The following is an 18,999-nucleotide window of genomic DNA, read 5'->3' on the forward strand; positions in this document are numbered from 1 at the left end:
TACGCCCTCGGAATTAGTGGGGTAAGACTTTAGGCCCGGATCGAAAGTACACTAGACGCATGACTGGACTCGCTGAGCGACTAACGCCGCCGGCCTCAGTTCCGCACCCTGGCGTTCACCTTGGACTGCGGTGGCGTTCGATCATCGCGTCTGACGCCCCCTCGGTCTACGAGCTGATCCGGACGGTGGAAGCCGCTGATGACACTCATCATCGCGTCTCCGCCTCAGAGGTCGCCGACATGATTGAGGGCCGGTGCGGCACGGATTGGGTCGACGCCCTTGTCGGCATTGATGCTGAACACCGAATTTGCGCGGTCGCAACGGTGCGCGTGCTGCGTAGAATCACGGACTGTGCGAACGCTGTGGTTAACGCCTACGTTCACCCTCATTGGCGAGGACGAGGACTGGGGCGTGCCCTCTTGTACTGGCAGGATGGGCGGGCACGTCAGATGCTCGTTGAAACTTTTGGCGCGGACAGTGAAATCCCCTCGTCGATCCATAACTTCGTCGATGCGCATATGACGGATCGGCGTCGCCTCTATATCGCGGCGGGCTTCTATGCGAAGCGCACCTTTCAGATCATGTATCGCGAGCTCGAAGGCTCCGAGAAGGCATTGAAAGCCAAACACGGCTATTCAGTGGTCCCCTGGGATGAGGTTGCCACGGCGGATGTTCGTCATGTTCATATGGATGCTTTTCTCGAGCATTACCGTCCCTCCTTGCGGGGCATATGGTGGGACGAGGCGACCGAGGAACTCGATCCGCGTTGGTCCTTCGTCGCCCTCGATCCGCACGGAAGGCCTGCGGGTTACTGTCTGACGGGAAGGCCTGCGGAGCGTTGGATCGCAAACGGTCGCACGGAAGCCTATATCTACCTGTTGGGCGTGGATGCTGAGCATCGTGGACATAGCCTTTCGACGGCCCTCCTGGGGGCAACGGTGTCGGCGGCTGCGGCGAGCGGGGTGTCACGAATCGGACTTGATGTCGATACGGAGAACCCTTCGAATGCGCATGCGATCTACGAGCGTTTTGGTTTCGTTGATGGGCCCGCTGAAGTCTTCTACACGATCGACCAATAGGGACGGGAGTGCGCCATGACTGATTCAGACGCGCTCAGCGGTGAAACCCTTCCTGTAGACACCACTTGTCCTAGCGACACTGTTTCGCCCACGCCGGTGAGCTTGCCGGAGAGCCACCACGGCATCGTCTGGGAGGTTCTTGAGCCTGCGCACCTGCACAAGCTCGCGGCGCTCATCTCCCGAATGGAAGCTCAGGATAATCCTCCCTATCGGACGAGCACGGACGAGGTCGCTGAAATGCTCGCCGAAGATCGGACATGGAGGGGGCTTGCGGGTTTTGCGACGCGCGGAATCGCGAAGGGACGCATGGTTGCCTTCGGCCAGGTGGTGCTTCGCAAGCCGGGCATCGTCGAATGCCTGTGTCAAGGCGGGGTCGATCCTTCTTTCCGCAGGATTGGTCTGGGGGGTTCCCTCGTTGCTTGGCAGGAGGCTACTGCAAGGCAGATGCTCGCCAGGATCCCCGATCTTGGGCGCGCGCAGATCGCCATGCAGGTCGAGGTCGGGCAGGAGGATCTCGAAGAGCAGTTGAAACTGCGGGGATTTCATTGGGCCCGCACCTACTATGAGCTTCGTGCGGACCTTTCACGCATTCCGAACGCCCCTGATCTGGGGAGTTATCTGAGGATCGAGCCTTGGGGCCCGGAGTGGGAAGAGCCTGCTCGCATGGCTTCGAATCGGCTTTCCGAGTTGGAGTGGGGTAGGCCTCCGCTCACTCAGGAGCAGTGGTTGAGTGGGCGCAGTGCTTTCGTGCCCGAATGGTCTTTCGTTGCCGTCGACCGGCGGGGGGATCGTCCTCGTCTCCTCGGTTTCCTTCTCGCTTCAAAGTACGTTCAGGATTGGGCGGTGCTGGGGTGGCGTGAGGGCTACATCGATCAGATGGGGGTGCTCGAGGAAGCTCGTTCGAGTCATGCGGTCAATGCGCTCATTATCGCTTCTATGCGGGCCATGGCCGAGGGCGGGATGGATCGCATTGGCGCGGGCCTCGGTTCGGCTAATCATTCTGGGGCTTTAGCTGTCTACGACTACCTGGGGTTCGTCACGGTCGCTCAAACGCGTCTTTACGCCCTGGAAGTGTGAGTCTGCCCCGGCAGGAGGGGCTTCGCGCAGATCGCGGAGGCCATGATCGCCGGTTCTGAGCCCGCGGGAAGACGAAGAAGGCACGAGTTGGAGCTTTACGCGGCACGAGTCCGACCTTGACCCGGCACAAGTCGGACATTCACGCGGCACAAGTCGGACAGTCCCGATCTGATCAGGTGTTTCCTCGCTGAGCTGAGGCATAGTGTCCGACTTGTGGCCCGAAGAACCGCAACTTGTGCGGGGGAGCCTGCCGGAACGAGGGGACGGGGGCCTGAGCCTGCGAAGGAGTTCCGCTGCGCCCGGCGGCACCGCCTGAACATGTCCCGGCGCCCCGGTGCCCCAGGCATGCCCACGCCCCTCAGCCCAAACCCCGTGCCCTCAGCCCAAAGAATCGATCGACACGACGATCGGCGTGCCCGAAGCATCCCGACGTTCGTCCTCGGCGGGAAGATCAACAGGTGAGCCCTCGGCATTGGCCGCTCGAGCAGGACGCGGCCCTACCCACGCCAGATCGAGTCGATCCTCCCCACGCAAGAAGCGCTGCGCACGCACTCCCTGGCCACCTCGGCCCTTCGAGGGGTAAAGGGCGAAAGGAGTGACCTTCACGGTCGTCTGCCCACTGCCCGGCAAAGCCCCCTCTGCGGCGGCAACGGTGACGACAAGAGAATCCTCGGCAGAGTCGACTACCCAAAAACCGATCGCCTCCGCAGCGTCCAAGAGCTTCATCCCCGCCATGCCTGAAGCTGTGCGCCCCTGTGGGCGAACCTTGTTCGCCGGCGTGCGCAGAAGCTGGGCATCAGAGGAGATGAACACCAGATCGGAAGAATCCGTACTCGGCGCGAAGCCGACGAGGCGATCCCCATCCTCCAAGGCAATGACCTCCCACTCGTCGCGGGCGAGCGCATCGGGTTTCAAACGCTTGACCGTACCGTGGGCGGTTCCCATCGCGTACACGGTCTCCGAATCGGGATCTAGCAGGCCGATGGCTGGAGAATCAGAATGCACGAGCATCGAAGCCGGTGTCGCGGCAGCCAAGGACAGGCCCGTATCGAAACGGGGGATCGCAGGCAGATCGACGACATCGATGCGGTGCGCGACGCCGTCTTGTGTGACGACCGCAACCTGTGAACGCGATGTCGAAGACAGTTGCGCGAGCCACCCGTCTTGGTGGGCGCGCGGACCGGGTTCAAGGGGATCGGCGCCCTCGACTCGGGCAAGACCACCGGCGCAACTGAGGACGACGACGCAGGGGGTGTCGGGAATCTGCAGTTCCATTCCCTTGCCCGAGCGTGAGACCGAGGGCAGAGCCGCCGCCAAGGCTGCGCAACCCTGCTCGGGCAGAGCCTCAGCGCCCGGAGAAGACAAGAGCAGCGTGCGCCGAGGCGTGCCCAGACGCGCCGACACCGCACGCAACTCCTTGACGACGAGGGACTTGAGAAGACTTGGATCGGAGAGGATCTTCTCAAGCTCTGCGATGCGCCCGGCGAGTTCGTCGCGCTCTGCCTCAAGTTCGATCCGGGAGAACTTCGTGAGCCGACGCAGCCTCAACTCGAGAATGTGGTTCGCCTGGATCTCCGACAGGTCGAAAGCGGTCATGAGACGCGCTCTGGCCGTTTCGGCATCGTCTGAAGAGCGGATGATCGCGATGACATCATCAATGTCGAGAACAGCGATGAGAAGACCCTCGACCAGGTGCAGACGATCCTGGGCCTTGCCCAAACGGAAACGGCAGCGGCGGGTCGTCACATTGATGCGATGGTCGATGAAGACCTGCAGCATGTCCTTGAGTCCCAAGGTGCGCGGCTGACCCTCGACGAGGGCGACGGCGTTGATCGAGAAGGAGTCCTCCAAAGGCGTGCGAGCGTAGAGCTGCTGAAGGACAGCCTCGGGGTTGAAACCGTTCTTCACCTCGATGACGAGGCGAAGCCCATGAATCCGATCTGTGAGGTTTTGGACCGAGGAGATGCCTTTGAGACGCCCAGAGTTGACGTTCTCCTTGATCTTCTCGATGACCTTCTCCGGGCCGACCATGTAGGGCAATTCCGTGACGATGAGCCCCATTTTGCGGGCCGTCACGCGTTCGATCGACACTTTCGCCCGGGTTTTGAAGGCGCCGCGACCGGTCTCGTAAGCGTCTTTGATCCCCTCAAGGCCGACGATGACGCCGCCCTCGGGAAGATCAGGGCCGGGGACGAAGCGCATGAGGTCGGTGACGGAGGCTTCGGGGTGTTCGATGAGGTGGATTGAGGCGGCGATCGTCTCAGCGAGGTTGTGCGGGGCGACGTTCGTCGCCATCCCCACGGCGATGCCCGAAGCTCCATTGACGAGGAGTTGCGGGAAGGCTGCGGGCAGGACTTCGGGCTGCATGAACTGGTTGTCGTAGTTCGGGACGAAGTCGACGGTGTCCTCATCCAGTCCCGCAACGAGGTCGAGGGCGGCGGGCGCCATTCGTGCCTCCGTGTAGCGCGCGGCTGCGGGGCCGTCATCGAGGGAGCCGAAGTTGCCGTGGCCGTCGACGAGGGGTAGGCGCAGGTTGAAGGGCTGGGCGAGGCGAACGAGAGCTTCGTAGATTGCCGAGTCGCCGTGCGGGTGGAGTTTACCCATGACTTCGCCGACGACGCGCTGGGACTTCACATGGCCTTTGTCGGGACGCAGGCCCATTTGATCCATCTGGTAGAGGATGCGGCGTTGAACGGGCTTCAAACCATCTCGGGCGTCGGGAAGTGCACGCGCGTAGATCACGGAGACCGCGTATTCGAGGAAGGAGCCCCGCATCTCCTCGGATACGTCAATTTCTAAGATGTTCTCATCCTGTTCGGCTAGGAGTTCGCTCAGATCCTTCTTCGGCATGCTCGGCATTATCCACCGTGCAGGTGGGGCGTTTTCGACTCCCACGCCGCCCGCGGGCACAATAAGGGGGTGAATACGTGGGAACGGATCAATCAAGCGGGCTTTTACCCAAGGATCGTTGAAGCTGCGTTGCGGCGCGCCCTGGGCGGCGAGGCGCCTCTCGCTCAGGTTCTGCGTCTGGACGCGGACTTCGACCGGGGTTCAATGTTCCGCCATCTGACCTGTGCAGTCGTCAGTCCCTCGGCTTTCATCCAGATTCACGTCGACGAACTTGAGGACGGGGGAGCAGGTGTCGCCACCTCAATCCACCCCCTGTCGCGCCTTGGCTCCGTCGCGACTTTGGAGCTCCTCGCGGATCCTGAGACTGGGGGCGCGATCAAAGAACTCACGCTGACTGTTGATGTGCAGGGCGCTCGCCGTCTCGAGATTGAGCCCGCTCACTGCGAAGACCCGAATTGCCTTGCGGACCACGGCTATTCGGCGACCTCCTTCCCTGACGATCTGACGATGCGCATCTCGGCTGCGGCTGATGGGGCGGAGGCCCTCGAGGAGGCTGAGCGTTTCGTGGAAGTCCTCTCCTCGGTGTTGAGGAGGAGCAAATGAGCGCCTCAGATCTGAGTGTGCGTTTGAACGTTCCCGCGTGGGCGGATCTGCCCACGCACAAGGATCCACGGATCACGGATGTGTTCGCTGCGGGACTCGCTTGCATTGATGAGACCCTACCTGGTGCTTCACTTGGCGCACGCGACGCCCTCGGTCTCAAAAAGGGCGGTGAACAACTCCTCTTCATCCTCGTTGACGGCCTGGGTTTCCTGCCCCTGATGGAGAATCTCGGCCACGCGCCGACCTTGCGCTCCTTTCGCGAAGAGATCTTGTCGATCCACACGATTGCGCCTTCGACGACTGCGGCTGCGATCACGGCTTTCGGGACGGGACGCGAACCGGGGGCGACCCGTATGGTCGGCTATTCGGTGGCGCAGGGCGATCACGTGATGAACCTCCTCGCTTTCGAGGGCGGCCCGGATCCTGAGGCGTGGCAGGAGTGCCCGAGCTTTTTCGAGGGCCTGAAAGGCGTGGGTGTTGAATCGGTCGTCATCTCGCCTCATGCTTTCGCTTCTTCTGGTTTGACTCGGGCTGCCCTTCGCGGTGCCCGCCACCACGGGGCGATGAGTTGGCAGGAGCGTTGCGATGCGGCTCTTCGTGAGCTTCGCGCTGGGACGAGGGTCGTGTACCTCTACTGGTCCGACGTTGATCATGCCGGTCACGCGCATGGCGTGGATTCGTGGCAGTGGACCGAGGCTCTTGAACTTTTCGATGAGGGCTTGGGCGCGCTTTTTCGACGAATGCCCGCGGGCGTGTGTTCGATTCTTACGGCTGACCATGGGATGGTCGATATTGATCATTCCCAGATTCGTGATCTCGCTGAGGATGGAGCGCTCGCCGAGGGCGTGAGGCTCATCGCCGGTGAGACTCGGGCGGTTCATGTTCACGCTAAGCCTGGCTCAGCCGAGGCGGTGCGTAGGCGTTGGGCTGAGGTTTTGGGTGAATCCGCGTGGGTACTTTCCCCCGAAGAAGCCGGGGCTGTGATGGGCCAGGGCCCGGGTTTGGCGCAGATCGGTGATGCTGTTGTCTTCATGAGTGGGCGCGGTGGCGTTGTCGATTCGAGGACGCAGCCGCAAAGAATGCGTGAGATGCCAGGGGTTCACGGGTCCTTGACGAGCGCCGAGATGAGGATCCCGGTTCTGCAAGTGTCCTGAGATGTCTGGACGCGCCTCAGCGTCCTGGGCGCTTGCGTTTCGCTCGTTGCCTGTGCGTGCTCAGTTTGTTGCCTGTGCGTGCACAGTGGGGGCTTCTCACAAGAGGATCAGCGGTGCCTTCTCAAAAGATTCACTCAGAGCCCTTTCTTACCCACTCAGAACTCTTTCTTACTGGGGCTTCGCGCCGAAAACGATCTCGTCCCAGCTCGGAACGGAACGACGCCGCGACTTGGACTTCTTCTCCGTTGTCTTCGCGGGGAGCGACTCGAGACCTGGCAGGGAGGCCTCCTGCTCGCCTCCGGCTCCACTCCCATTCGCAGCCTCTTCGGCGCGTTTCGAGGGAATTGAAGCGGTGAGCCACGCGGAGGTCGTGTTCTTCGAAGGAGTCGAGGAACTCGAAGGCTGCGTCGAAGAAGCAGCAGCCTTTCGTGATGCCGGATCCGTTGAGGACTCGGTGTTCACAAGCGGAAGCGGAATCTCCCCACTGGGCGACTCCTGGGAGTCTGCAGATTCTTCCGAAGCCCGAGCCTTGTCCTCAGGTTCTTCTTTCGTCCGCGCCTGCGCAAGAGAGTAGATCCTGGCGGAAATGGAGGAGGGCTGCGGGGCTGGCTGTTCGAGTCCTAGTTCGGCGAGGGCCGCAGCCTCGTCCTCGTCGAGTTCATATTCGATGTCCTGACGCTTGCCGCGGGCCGCGTTGAGTTGATCGATGATCGCCTCGCGTTGGCGGACTTCTTCAAGGTCGGCGTGGTCGGTGCTTGAGCTTCCACTTGGGGGAAGCGGGGTGAAGATGGAGGCTGCGGGAGTGGTTGACACTGTTTCGGTGAGCCATTGGGCTTCTCGATCAACGGCCTCAAGGGTCCCCGAAGAGGGCAGGAGCCAATGAGCGCCATGCTCGGCGGCGCCCTGAATGAAGGACAGACAGATCTGCCAGGGCCCGTTCGCTTCACGCTGGGCAGACCATTGGAGACTGTTCGGATTCACTCCTCGGGCTGCCAAACGATCGAGGACGAGGTCTCCCATCTTCGGGCCATCAGCTTCTGGACCGATCGTGGAGGCGAGGGCTCGTTGGAGCGCATAGTCCTTCTCCGCCTGGACGGGTGCCTCGTACCGGATGATCGAAGGAATATCAAGGCCGTGACGGGCGGCGATCTCTTCTGGGGTCGCACCGGCTCTGAGGAGGGCTTGAATGTCGCGGGGACGCAGGGTCTGACGTGCCGGATCTGGGGCGGCTTCAATCCGTGGGCGGTCCCTGCGGATGGAGCCGCGAAGTTCATCGGTGATCTGCACGCTGTAACGCTCGCCCTCGGGGTCGGTGAACACCAGGGTTTCACCATCAGCGCCGATTCCGAGCAGTTCAAGCTCGATCATGGGTTCCTCCTCGCAGTACTCCGAGCGCATCGTCTCAAGAGCAGGTGGCGCGTGCGCGACGGCGCGCCGTGAGATTGAATAATGGCGCTCGTCTTCTCGGAGTGTTATCCTCCGACCGCCGAGACACCATCCGGAGTCATGCTCGCATGGCTCCCGCCCGTTGGAAGGGGACGATAATGGCCACCGACTACGACGCACCGCGTAAGAATGACGACGACGTCACGGAGGACTCGATCGAGGAACTGAAGTCTCGACGTAATGATGCCGGGTCAGCCGAGATCGAAGAAGACGAAACTGAGGCCGCTGAGAATTTCGAGCTGCCCGGTGCCGACCTTTCGAAGGAAGAGCTGACGGTCCACGTCGTCCCGAAGCAGGAGGATGAGTTCACCTGCTCGCATTGTTTCCTCGTTCACCACGCCTCTCAGCTCGCCTACGTTGACGCATCCGGACTCCCGGTGTGCACTGAATGCGAGGGCTGAGGCGCCAGTGATGTTCGGACGCAAGAAGAGGGCCGAACCCGCTGCCGCACCGCAAGAGGAAGAGCCGCAGCGACTTCCTCGTGTGAATGAGGACGCTGAGATCTGGAGCGTTCCCGGGCCTCGCAGCCCGGAGGAGGTCGATACCTCCGTCGGATACATCGACATGGGCTCGATCCTTCTTCCCGCGGTCAGGGGGATGCAGATGCGCACCCAGGTCGCCGATGACGGCACCTCGGTCCTGCGCGTCCTCCTCGTGCTCGGTGACTCCGGGCTTCAGATTTCAGCGGCTGCGGCCCCCCGCTCAGGTGGGGTGTGGGACGAGCTTCGTTCGCAGATCCTCGAAGGGCTGAGAGCGGATAAGGCTCAGGTGCGCGAGGTCGAGGGCCGCTACGGGACTGAGATCTACGCGGATATCCCCGTGAAGCTCCCCGATGGGCGCAAGGCGAGCAGCCGGATGCGCATCATCGGCCGCGAGGGCGACCGTTGGTTCTCGAGGATCGACATCCTCGGGCCCGCCGCTCAAAGTCCCGAGGCCGGGGCGCAGATCGAGAGAATCCTTGATCGGATTGTCATTGTCCGTGATTCCAAGCCGCGCGCCCGTCTTGACCTGCTCCCCATTCATGTGCCGAATGAGCAGGTGGAGGCCCCTCGTGTCTGAGGAGCGCAGCTTCCGTATCACGAGAGCTTTCTTCGCCCTGTTGGAGCGCTTGAATACCGACACACGACAGCGTGACGAAGCTCGCGATGAGGAGCAGACACGTAAGCGGCGCGGAACGATCGCAATCTGCGATGTCCGCGACCGCGAACGGGTCACCCTTTTCGGTTCGCTTCTGTCGATGACTTTCCCTTCACAGGTTGGCGAGAGGGTCCTTGTCGCCACCTTGTACGACGGGACCGCTTCGATCGAGTTGCGTTGGCCTGGGCGCCGCTCCATTCCTGGCCTTCATGTCGGAGAACATATCGAGGTCGAGGGCACAGCTGGAATGCAAGGGGACCATCTGGTGATCTTCAATCCCCTGTATCGGATCATCGTGGAGAATACGTGAACCACAAGGAGTTCCCCACATCTCGTCCACCCCAATGGGCCCGGCAGCTTGATGAGGAGTCTTTCTCCTGGCAAGAGGCCGTGGGAGGGTGGCGAGGCTTCATAGAGTCGATCCTTCCCGGCCTCGTTTTCGTCGTCTGCTTCGTGGTGACCCGGGACGTAATGCTCACGAGCATTCTTTCTGCGGGGACGGCCCTGATCGCATTGGCGGCGCGTCTCCTTCAACGTCAATCAATCTCCCAGGCGATTTCCGGGTTCTTCGGTGTCGGTATTGGTGCGCTGTGGGCGCTTGCGAGCGGAAAAGGGGAGAACTTCTACGCTTTCGGGCTCATCATTTCCGCCTTTTTCTTCCTCGGGGTCCTCCTTACGATCCTGGTCGGACGTCCTTTCGTTTCGATCGGTGTTGGCGCTTTTTGGGCGCTGCCGAAGGGGTGGTGGCGCTTCGAGCGGTTTAAGCCTTTGGCGAGGAGATGCGTGTGGCTGAGCTGGCTATGGGCCGGGGTTTTCGCGTTCCGTCTCGCGGTAGAGGTGCCCTTGTGGTGGATGGGCCAGGTCGCCCAACTTGGAGTTGCGAAACTGATCCTCGGTGTTCCTCTCTTCGCACTCGCCGCGTGGTTGAGCTGGTTGGGGCTTCGTCCTTTCGGGCAGCTCGTGAATCAGGGGAATGAAGCACAGGATGAAGCAGGGGAGTGAGGAGCCTTCGCGCCGGGCGGGGTGAAAGGCTCGTGTTTTCTTGAGGGCCTCGCGTTTTCTTGAGGGCACTGTCGACCTCTTGCAGGGCGAGAAGACTGCGATAACCGGGGGAGAGGAGCCTGCGATAACCGGGGGAGGAGCCTGCGATAACCGGGGGAGGAGCCTGCGATAACCCGGCGAGAAGGCTGCGATAACCGGGCGAGGAGCGTGCGACAGCAGAGCGAGAAGCCCTGCGACAAGCGGAGCGTCGCTCCGAAGAAAAAGACGGCGATCTCAGGCTTGCTCTTCGGCTTCCTCATTCACCTCAGGCTCGGGCACCTCGACCAGACGGGTCAAAGTGTCGAGCGCGTTCTTCTCCAGATCAGAGATCAGCAGCAAAAGCTCATCTTCCGCTTCGAAAATGTCGTCGTCGGAAGGCGTGATCGGGCGTCCCGAACGCAGAAGCGACGTGAGGACTGTACGTGGCGGGAGGTCGACTTCGACAATCCGACGGCCCACAAGCGGCGACTCTTCTGGGAGGACGATCGCATACATTGAGACTTCAGCGGAGTTGAAAGAGAAGAGACGCACCGGAATGCCGACGGAGACCGCCTCGTCCACGAGGGCAGTCATGATGCGCGGCGTCGACACGGACACGTCCACGCCCCATGAGGCGTCGAAGAGCCACTCGTTCTTCGGGTTGTTAAGGCGGGCGACGACGCGTGGGACTGCGAACTCGGTTTTCGCCAGGAGGGAGATCACGAGGTTCGCTTTGTCGTCACCGGTTGCGGCGACCATGACATCGGCTTGAGCGAGCCCAGCATCTGCGAGGGCATCGGGAGAACACGCATCGGCGAGGACCCAATCGGCGTCGGCGACGGAGGCGACGCGCAGCTTGTCCGGCTGATTATCGATGAGGGTGCATTCGTGGCCGTGATCGAGCAGTTCGAGGGCGACGGAGCGGCCGACGGAGCCGGCTCCTGCGATGACGATCTTCATGTCAGTCCTGGAAGTTCGGTTCGTTGGTGAGGATGTCGCGCAGGCGAGTCGAGTTGTTGCCCGCAACCGCGAAATAGAGCTGATCGTGTTCTTGGATTACAAGATCAGGTCTTGCTGGGATGATCGTTCCCAGACGGGAGACGAAGGCGATGCGCTCCCCAGTGAGTTCTTCGACAATGGGGAAGGCCATGCCGTACCAAGATTCTTCCGGGGTGGCGGTCACGAGGGACACTTCGCCGGTCGGATGAGTCCAGATGACTGAGGCATCGGGGGGCAGCATGCGCCGCATCACGGACTCGGCGGTGCGCTTCACCGTGGCAACCGTCGGGATGCCCAGACGCTCGTAGACGAAGGCGCGCTGCGGATCGTAGATCCTGGCGACGACGTGTTCGACGTGGAAGACCTCTTGGGCGATACGAGCCGCAATGACATTCGAGTTATCACCGCTCGACACCGCCGCAAAGGCGTAGGCATCCTTGATGCCCGCCTGTTTCAAAGCACCGCGGTCCATTCCAAAACCGGTGACCCTGCGGCCGGAGAAGTTCGCGGGCAGGCGCGAAAAGGCCTTGGGGTCCATGTCGATGACGGCGACGGAATGGCCGTCGGCGTCGAGGGCTGTGGCGATGAGTGAACCGACGCGTCCGCATCCCATAATCACGAAGTGCACGCGTTAACGCTACTCGTCTCTTCGCTTCGACTCCAGCATGCAGGCTCTCGCGTGATGCGCTGAGGGCCTTCGCTGTGGCTTTGGAGAGCTCTCACGCGATGTACTAAGGCTCTTCGCTGTGGCTTTGGGGCTTCCGCCAGATGTCACTGGGACCCCCTTCACTTGCTTGGAAAGTGCTCGCCTCATGCGCCCAAGCCCTTCCCCGATGCCTTTTTTGACGAGTTGCACGATGGAAAGAGGACCTCTTGGCCTCGTAATGCCCATGGGGCGGATTAGTCTTAGCGAGTGTTGTCCAACGTCTTCGCCAGAGCGAAGCGGATGCTCCTCGGCCGACCCCTGAGGTCGGATGCGATGGGGCATCAGCTCTTGCCCAAGAGGATCGCGCTGCCGATCTTCGCCTCCGATGCCCTCTCGTCCGTCGCCTACGCGCCTGACGAGATTCTCCTGACTCTCGCCCTCGCAGGATCTCTCGCTGTGATGCAGTCCCTGTGGGTCGGGGTTTTCGTGGCTCTCGTCCTCGCGGTGGTCGTCATGTCCTACCGTCAGACGGTCCGCGCCTACCCCTCGGGAGGCGGCGACTACGAGGTCGTGACGAAGAACCTGGGCCGGAACTGGGGCCTCTTCGTCGCATCCGCGCTCCTCGTGGACTACATCCTCACTGTCGCGGTCTCCATCTCCTCGGGCGCCGCCTACATCACGACCGCGCTTCCCGCCCTTCACGGGCACAAGCTCATCATCGCCGTCAGCCTGGTCGTTCTCCTCGCGCTCGTGAATCTTCGGGGAACGAAAGACGCTGGTGGCGCTTTCGCGATTCCGACCTACATCTACATCTGTTCAATCCTGCTGATGATCCTCGTCGGCCTCATCGAGTTTTTCACCGGGACCCTCGGGCAGGCGCCAACAGCGCAATACGAACTCACAGCAACGCCGGATCATGCCGAGGGACTTATCGGCTTGGGCGGGGTATTCCTCCTGATGCGGGCCTTCTCTTCGGGCTGCGCGGCCCTGACCGGTGTTGAAGCCATTTCGAATGGCGTTCCCATGTTCAAACGCCCGAAGTCGAAGAATGCCGCAACCACCCTTGCGATCCTTGGTGCGATTGCGGTGACGATGATGCTCTCGATCCTCCTGCTCGCTCGAGCGACCGGCGTGAAGATCGTTGAGAACCCGGCCCTCCAGCTCACCTTGAACGGGGCCGCAGTCGATGCGAAGACGTATATTCAACCGGTGATCGGCCAACTTGCCGCTGCGGTCTTCGGCAATGGGTCGATCCTCTTCCTCCTCATCACGGCAGTGACGGGCCTCATCCTCGTGCTCGCCGCGAATACCGCTTTCAATGGCTTTCCGACCCTCGCCTCCGTGCTTTCGAGAGATTCCTTCTTGCCCCGTCAGCTCTACAAACGCGGCGACCGCCTCTCCTACTCGAACGGCATCCTCGTCCTCGCCCTCGCGGCAATCATCCTCATCGTCGCTTTCGAGGCTGAAACGACCAGGCTCATCGAGCTGTACGTGGTCGGAGTGTTCATCTCCTTCACACTGTCCCAGTTCGGCATGATCCGTCATTGGAACCGGCAGCTGCGCACGCGCCAGAACGGTTCGGAACGAGGCCGGGTGCTGCGCTCTCGGGCTGTGAACGTCATCGGCTTCATGATGACGAGCCTGGTGCTGCTGATCGTCTTGATGACGAAGTTCACCCACGGCGCGTGGATCACTCTCATCATGATCGCTCTTACCTTCCTCGTACAGCTGGGAATCCGCCGCCACTACGACACAGTCCGCAAACAACTGCACGTTGAGGACTGGTCTGAGAAACGCGCCCTGCCGACCAGGGTTCGAGCCCTCGTCCTCGTGTCGAGTCTGTCGAAGGCTTCGATGAGGGCGATCGCGGCGGCGCGCTCTTCGCATCCTTCCGCCCTTGAACTCGTCTCGGTCGTCGCCGATGAAGAAGAAGAGCGGCGCATCCGCGAGGATTGGGAGCAATCCGCTGTTCCGCTCCCGCTGACGCTCCTGTCGAGCCCCTATCGTGATCTGACGCATGTCGTCCTCCAATACATTCGAGGACTGCGCCACCAAAGCCCAAGGGAAATGCTCGTCGTCTACATGCCGCGAGTCCTCGTGCACCACTGGTGGGAGAACGCCATGCACAATCAGATGCAGGAACGACTCCGGCATGCCCTGTTGACTGTGCCCGGCGTCATCCTCACCATCGTGCCGTGGAAACTTGGTGAAGATGACGAGGTCGAAGGCCGACAACTCGTTAACGATCCCTTTAAGACGGGGGAAAAGCCCACACGCACCCCCGATGAGAGTGCATAGCCTTCGAGGCCCACACCCTCCGGATACGAAGACACACGTCATGACTGGAAGAGAAGAGGATGATCGATGACGAGTAAGTCACGACGCCATCACCGCAGCCGCGCCGCAACAGGCATTGAAGAGCAGATTCTTGAGCTGCAGATCGGCTCTCCCGCGCACGGCGGGGCCTGCGTCGCCCGCGACGAGGACGGGCGCGTCGTGTTCGTTCGTCATGCCCTCCCGGGGGAACGCGTCCGAGCTCGTGTCACCTCCACCCAAAAGTCCTTCGCCTGGGCCGATGCCGTGGACATCCTTAAAGCCTCGCCAGATCGGGTCGAGTCCATGTGGCCGCAGGCGGGCCCGGGAGGTGTCGGCGGCGGAGAACTCGCCCATGTCGCTCCCCATGCTCAACGGGCCTGGAAGGAAAAGGTCATCCAAGACCAGCTACGAAGGATCGGCGGGCCGGATTGTGCGGCCGCCGTCGAAGAACTGGGCGGGGTTCAGGTTCAAGCGGCGCCCGGCGACGAGTGCGGAGATCTCACGCGGCGTCGAACGAGGATCGAACTCGTGATCGACCAGGAGGGGCTGGCCGGAATGCACCGTTTTCGAAGCCGCGAGGTGATCGCCCTCGATTCGATGCCTCTCGCGGTCACTCCGATCGAAGAGCTCGGGATTCTTGGCGCAGGATCGGCGTGGGCGGAGCTGTGGCGTCCGAAAGAGCGGATCCGCGTGGTCGCTCCGAACGGGCAGTCCCCGGTGGTACTCACCTCGAAGGGTGTTTTCAACTCTCTTGGTGAAAAGATCGAGGCCGAGCGTTTGCCGTGGAATGTCGAAGTCGCCGGGAAGAACATCGAATACCGGGTTCGCCCCACGGGCTTTTGGCAGACCCACATCAAGGGGGCGGAGGTTCTTGCCAATGCTGTCCTTTCCGCTGCGGCCCTGAATGAGGGGGATCGAGTCCTTGAACTCTATTCGGGCGCTGGCCTTTTCACTCGTCCCCTCGCTGAAGCGATCGGCCCGAAGGGGCGCCTCGTATCCCTCGAGGGCGATGAAGGGGCAGTGGCGGATGCTGGGGAGAATCTCGCTCCCTTTGGTTGGGTGGATGCCTTCGTCGGTGGAGTCGACAAAGAGGGGATTTCAGAGCTGAAAACACAGCTCGATCGGCGCCCCGATGTCATTGTGCTCGATCCTCCGCGAGCGGGAGCGGGACGCGAGGCGTGCCGAGCGATTGCGGATGCCGGGGCGTCGAGGATTGTTCTCGTGTCCTGCGATCCTGCCGCTGGGGCGAGGGATCTGCGTGAGCTCTTCGAGGCGGGCTATCGGCTCAGTGCCTTTTCAGCGTGGGATTTGTTCCCGCACACGCATCATGTTGAGACTCTCGCACTTTTAGAACGCCAGGTGTTCTGATCGGGGAGTGGGGGAGACGTTGATCTGTGCCAACAGTGCGTACTGGGACGTGGTGCTCAGGGCATGGAACAAGTTGCAACCACCTCTAGAACCCGGCGCGTTGTGATCGGGGAGTGGGGGAGGAGATTCCCCATGCGCTCTGAACCGCTTTTCCCACCTGCTCTGAAGCGGATTTCCTTGCTGACCCGGAAGAGGATTTCCTCGATGACAGCTTTGCCGAAAGGCTGAGTGCAAGACGAATCCTCGCGTCCTCGTCCTCGACGATGAACGAGAGGAAGTGTGCGAAAACTCGGGGTTCGTTGAGTTTTGTGAGAATCGGCTTGCACAGAAGCCACCCCTCCGTAATCTTGATGTCGAGATAAATTGTGTGGGAGCTGAGCCCCGCACCTACGAGCCTGGCACCCGCAGGGCATTGCCGCAGCGATAAGGAGACCCCAATGGCGAGTATCGATTCCTTCGCCGCACGCGCTGAACTGAGCGTCGGCGAACAGAACTACTCCTACTACCGTCTGGACGCGGTCGAGGGACTCAAGAAGCTCCCGTACTCGCTGAAAATCCTCGCCGAGAATCTCCTGCGCACCGAAGACGGCCAGAACATCACGACAGACCACATCACAGCCCTCGCGAACTGGGACCCCGAGGCCGAACCAGACACGGAAATCCAATTCACTCCGGCCCGCGTCATCATGCAGGACTTCACCGGCGTCCCCTGCATCGTCGACCTCGCCACCATGCGTGAGGCCGTCGCTGACCTCGGCGGAGACCCGACCCTCATCAACCCACTCGCTCCGGCTGAAATGGTCATCGACCACTCGGTACAGATCGACGTTGCAGGCACACCCTTCGCATTCGAAGCGAACGTCGAACGTGAATACGAGCGCAACCGCGAACGCTACCAATTCCTCCGCTGGGGGCAGGGAGCCTTCGACAACTTCAAAGTGGTTCCGCCCTCGACCGGGATCGTCCACCAGGTGAATATCGAGCACCTCGCCCGAACGGTTTTCACCCGAGTCGAAGACGACGGCACGATCACCGCCTACCCGGACACCTGCGTCGGCACGGACTCACATACGACGATGGTGAACGGCCTGGGCGTGCTCGGTTGGGGCGTCGGCGGAATCGAAGCAGAGGCCGCGATGCTCGGCCAGCCAGTCTCCATGCTCATCCCCCGCGTCGTCGGCTTCAAACTCACCGGGCAGATCCCTGCGGGCGCAACCGCCACGGATGTTGTCCTCACGATCACGCAGAAGCTGCGCGCCCACGGAGTCGTCGGCAAATTCGTCGAGTTCTACGGCTCCGGGGTCAGCGCCGTTCCGCTGGCGAACCGCGCGACCATTGGCAATATGTCGCCCGAGTTCGGTTCGACGGCCGCCATCTTCCCGATCGACGAGGTCACCCTCGATTACCTGCGACTCACGGGCCGCTCAGAAGAATCCATCGCCCTCGTCGAGGCCTACGCGAAGGCCCAAGGCCTGTGGCACGACCCCTCCCACGAGGTGCGCTATTCCGAATACCTCGAGCTCGACCTTGCGAGCGTCGTCCCCTCGATCGCAGGTCCTAAGCGTCCACAGGACCGCATCACCTTGTCGGAGTCGAAAGATTCCTTCCGCAAGACCATCGCCGACTACGCGCCCGAAGGTGAGCGCGAGGACGTGGCGCTGACCCTGGCGGATGGCACACAAACCCGCCTCAACCACGGTGACGTCGCGATCGCATCAATCACTTCGTGCACGAACACCTCGAACCCCTCGGTGATGATGGCCGCGGGCCTTCTCGCCCGCAAAGCCGTCGCCCGGGGCTTGAAGTCGAAACCCTGGGTGAAAACCTCCCTCGCTCCTGGTTCAAAGGTTGTGACCGACTACTTCGAGAAGGCGGGGCTGTGGGGCGCCCTCAACGCCCTCGGCTTCAACCTCGTCGGATACGGCTGCGCGACCTGCATCGGCAACTCTGGTCCTCTTTCCGCGCAAGTGTCTGCCGCGGTGAATGAGAACGACTTGGCGGTCGTGTCGGTCCTGTCGGGCAACCGCAATTTCGAGGGCCGCATCAACCCGGACGTGAAGATGAACTACCTCGCGTCCCCGCCGCTCGTCATCGCCTACGCACTTGCCGGCACGATGGACTTCGACTTTGACTCCGAGCCTTTGGGGACCGACCCTGCGACGGGGGAGCAGGTTTTCCTGAAGGACATCTGGCCGAGCCCGGAGGAAGTCCAGTCGAGCATCGATTCTTCGATCGACCGTGAGATGTTCGAGAAGGACTATGCGGATGTCTTCGCTGGAGACGAGCGCTGGCAGGGACTCCATACCCCGGAGGGGGATACCTTCTCCTGGGACAGCACCTCCACGTATGTCCGCAAGCCCCCATACTTTGAAGGAATGGGCCTCGAGCCCGAAGCCGTTGAAGATATTCACGGCGCCAGGGTCTTGCTGAAGCTCGGCGACTCGGTGACGACCGACCACATTTCGCCCGCAGGCGCTTTCAAGCCGGAGACTCCGGCGGGCCAGTACCTGCTTGCCAATGGGGTGGAGCGCAAGGATTTCAACTCCTATGGCTCGAGGCGTGGAAACCATGAGGTCATGATCCGTGGGACCTTCGCCAATATCCGCATCCGCAATGAGATGGTTCCGGGTGTCGAGGGTGGTTTCACGAAGGATTTCGCTCGCGAGGGCGCGCCGACGACCACCGTGTACGAGGCGGCGCAAGACTACCTCGCTGCGGGCACGCCGCTCGTTGTCCTTGGAGGTAAGGAATACGGTTCGGGCTCCTCGCGGGACTGGGCGGCGAAGGGCACTTCCCTGCTCGGAGTGAAGGCCGTTATCGCTGAATCCTTCGAACGCATCCACCGTTCGAATCTCATCGGTATGGGAGTGCTCCCCCTCGAATTTCCCGAAGGTCAGAGCCGAGACACTCTGGGGCTGACGGGTGAGGAGCTCTTCGATATCGAAGGCGTGAGCGTTTTGAATGAGGGTGTGACCCCGAAGACTTTGCGCGTCACTGCGACTCGCGAGGACTCCAGCTGCGTTGTGTTCGATGCGCGACTGCGGATCGACACTCCCGGGGAGGCCGACTACTACCGCAATGGGGGAATCCTTCAGTACGTCCTGAGAGATCTGGCCAAAAGGAGCTGAAAAAGAGTGCCCGGGGCACAAGTCGGACAGTGATGGTTTCGCCCCGGGCACAAGTCGGACACTGAGGGGGGAGACTGGCCCTGATGGAGGCGGTTTCCCCTGGTGAGCGGGCTTTGGCTGGTCTTCGGACGGGAGGTGAACTCCTCGTGGAGTGCCCTTGTGTCCGACTTGTGGCC

At 61.7% G+C, this 18,999-nt stretch carries 15 protein-coding genes; 11 read left to right on the forward strand and 4 right to left on the reverse strand.

Annotation, left to right across the window (positions count from 1 at the left end; translation table 11 throughout):
• The first annotated feature begins 59 nt into the window (after positions 1 to 59).
• Together FFA61_RS03640 and FFA61_RS03645 are read left to right on the forward strand one after the other, a co-directional pair.
• The gene (locus FFA61_RS03640) at positions 60 to 1,079 is read left to right on the forward strand and encodes a GNAT family N-acetyltransferase (RefSeq protein ID WP_005961514.1); all 1,020 of its coding nucleotides are present in this window, start codon (positions 60 to 62) and stop codon (positions 1,077 to 1,079) included.
• Positions 1,080 to 1,094: 15 nt separating this feature from the next.
• Entirely contained in the window at positions 1,095 to 2,156 is a 1,062-nt protein-coding gene (locus FFA61_RS03645; RefSeq protein ID WP_005961513.1) for an N-acetyltransferase, read from the forward strand.
• 378 nt (positions 2,157 to 2,534) lie between these two features.
• Here FFA61_RS03645 and FFA61_RS03650 read toward each other — a convergent pair whose 3' ends face one another.
• Positions 2,535 to 5,006: a DNA gyrase/topoisomerase IV subunit A gene (locus FFA61_RS03650; RefSeq protein ID WP_040313459.1), complete on the reverse strand. Its 2,472-nt coding sequence runs from the start codon at positions 5,004 to 5,006 to the stop codon at positions 2,535 to 2,537.
• Positions 5,007 to 5,075: 69 nt separating this feature from the next.
• Here FFA61_RS03650 and FFA61_RS03655 point away from each other — a divergent pair, with 69 nt between their 5' ends.
• Positions 5,076 to 5,609 (forward strand): DUF5998 family protein, encoded by a 534-nt coding sequence (locus tag FFA61_RS03655; RefSeq protein WP_005961511.1) that lies wholly within the window; start codon positions 5,076 to 5,078, stop codon positions 5,607 to 5,609.
• Entirely contained in the window at positions 5,606 to 6,763 is a 1,158-nt protein-coding gene (locus tag FFA61_RS03660; protein WP_005961510.1) for an alkaline phosphatase family protein, read from the forward strand. The genes FFA61_RS03655 and FFA61_RS03660 overlap by 4 nt, the downstream gene beginning before the upstream one ends.
• A gap of 168 nt (positions 6,764 to 6,931) precedes the next feature.
• Here FFA61_RS03660 and sepH read toward each other — a convergent pair whose 3' ends face one another.
• Positions 6,932 to 8,131, reverse strand: a complete 1,200-nt coding sequence (sepH, locus tag FFA61_RS03665) for a septation protein SepH (protein WP_040313457.1) — start codon at positions 8,129 to 8,131, stop codon at positions 6,932 to 6,934.
• 176 nt (positions 8,132 to 8,307) lie between these two features.
• Between sepH and FFA61_RS03670 the strand changes: the two genes are divergently transcribed.
• Genes FFA61_RS03670 through FFA61_RS03685 form a run of 4 tightly spaced genes read left to right on the forward strand, consistent with a single transcriptional unit; the run spans position 8,308 to position 10,348 of the window.
• Positions 8,308 to 8,610, forward strand: a complete 303-nt coding sequence (locus FFA61_RS03670; RefSeq protein WP_040313456.1) for a DUF4193 domain-containing protein — start codon at positions 8,308 to 8,310, stop codon at positions 8,608 to 8,610.
• Positions 8,611 to 8,620: 10 nt separating this feature from the next.
• Entirely contained in the window at positions 8,621 to 9,268 is a 648-nt protein-coding gene (locus FFA61_RS03675) for a DUF3710 domain-containing protein (protein ID WP_005961507.1), read from the forward strand.
• Positions 9,240 to 9,656: an OB-fold nucleic acid binding domain-containing protein gene (locus FFA61_RS03680; RefSeq protein WP_005961506.1), complete on the forward strand. Its 417-nt coding sequence runs from the start codon at positions 9,240 to 9,242 to the stop codon at positions 9,654 to 9,656. The genes FFA61_RS03675 and FFA61_RS03680 overlap by 29 nt, the downstream gene beginning before the upstream one ends.
• Positions 9,653 to 10,348: a DUF3159 domain-containing protein gene (locus tag FFA61_RS03685; protein ID WP_005961505.1), complete on the forward strand. Its 696-nt coding sequence runs from the start codon at positions 9,653 to 9,655 to the stop codon at positions 10,346 to 10,348. Before FFA61_RS03680 ends, FFA61_RS03685 begins: the two co-directional genes overlap by 4 nt.
• Before the next feature lie 273 nt (positions 10,349 to 10,621).
• Here the strand turns inward: FFA61_RS03685 and FFA61_RS03690 are convergent, their stop codons facing one another.
• Both FFA61_RS03690 and FFA61_RS03695 read right to left on the reverse strand, forming a co-directional pair.
• Positions 10,622 to 11,326, reverse strand: coding sequence for a potassium channel family protein (locus tag FFA61_RS03690; RefSeq protein WP_005961504.1), 705 nt, complete (start codon positions 11,324 to 11,326; stop codon positions 10,622 to 10,624).
• A gap of 1 nt (position 11,327) precedes the next feature.
• Positions 11,328 to 11,978, reverse strand: a complete 651-nt coding sequence (locus tag FFA61_RS03695) for a potassium channel family protein (RefSeq protein WP_040313454.1) — start codon at positions 11,976 to 11,978, stop codon at positions 11,328 to 11,330.
• Between the two features lie 333 nt (positions 11,979 to 12,311).
• On the opposite strand from FFA61_RS03695, the gene FFA61_RS03700 reads away from it, so the two are divergent.
• From FFA61_RS03700 to acnA, 3 genes are all read left to right on the forward strand, one after another.
• Positions 12,312 to 14,309, forward strand: a complete 1,998-nt coding sequence (locus tag FFA61_RS03700; protein ID WP_131247248.1) for an APC family permease — start codon at positions 12,312 to 12,314, stop codon at positions 14,307 to 14,309.
• Positions 14,310 to 14,375: 66 nt separating this feature from the next.
• Positions 14,376 to 15,695, forward strand: a complete 1,320-nt coding sequence (locus FFA61_RS03705; RefSeq protein ID WP_005961501.1) for a class I SAM-dependent RNA methyltransferase — start codon at positions 14,376 to 14,378, stop codon at positions 15,693 to 15,695.
• Positions 15,696 to 16,132: 437 nt separating this feature from the next.
• Positions 16,133 to 18,823, forward strand: a complete 2,691-nt coding sequence (gene acnA, locus FFA61_RS03710; RefSeq protein ID WP_005961499.1) for an aconitate hydratase AcnA — start codon at positions 16,133 to 16,135, stop codon at positions 18,821 to 18,823.
• Positions 18,824 to 18,999 lie beyond the last annotated feature (176 nt).

Origin of the sequence: Schaalia cardiffensis F0333, from assembly GCF_005886435.1 — a bacterium.
GTDB lineage: Bacteria > Actinomycetota > Actinomycetes > Actinomycetales > Actinomycetaceae > Pauljensenia > Pauljensenia cardiffensis.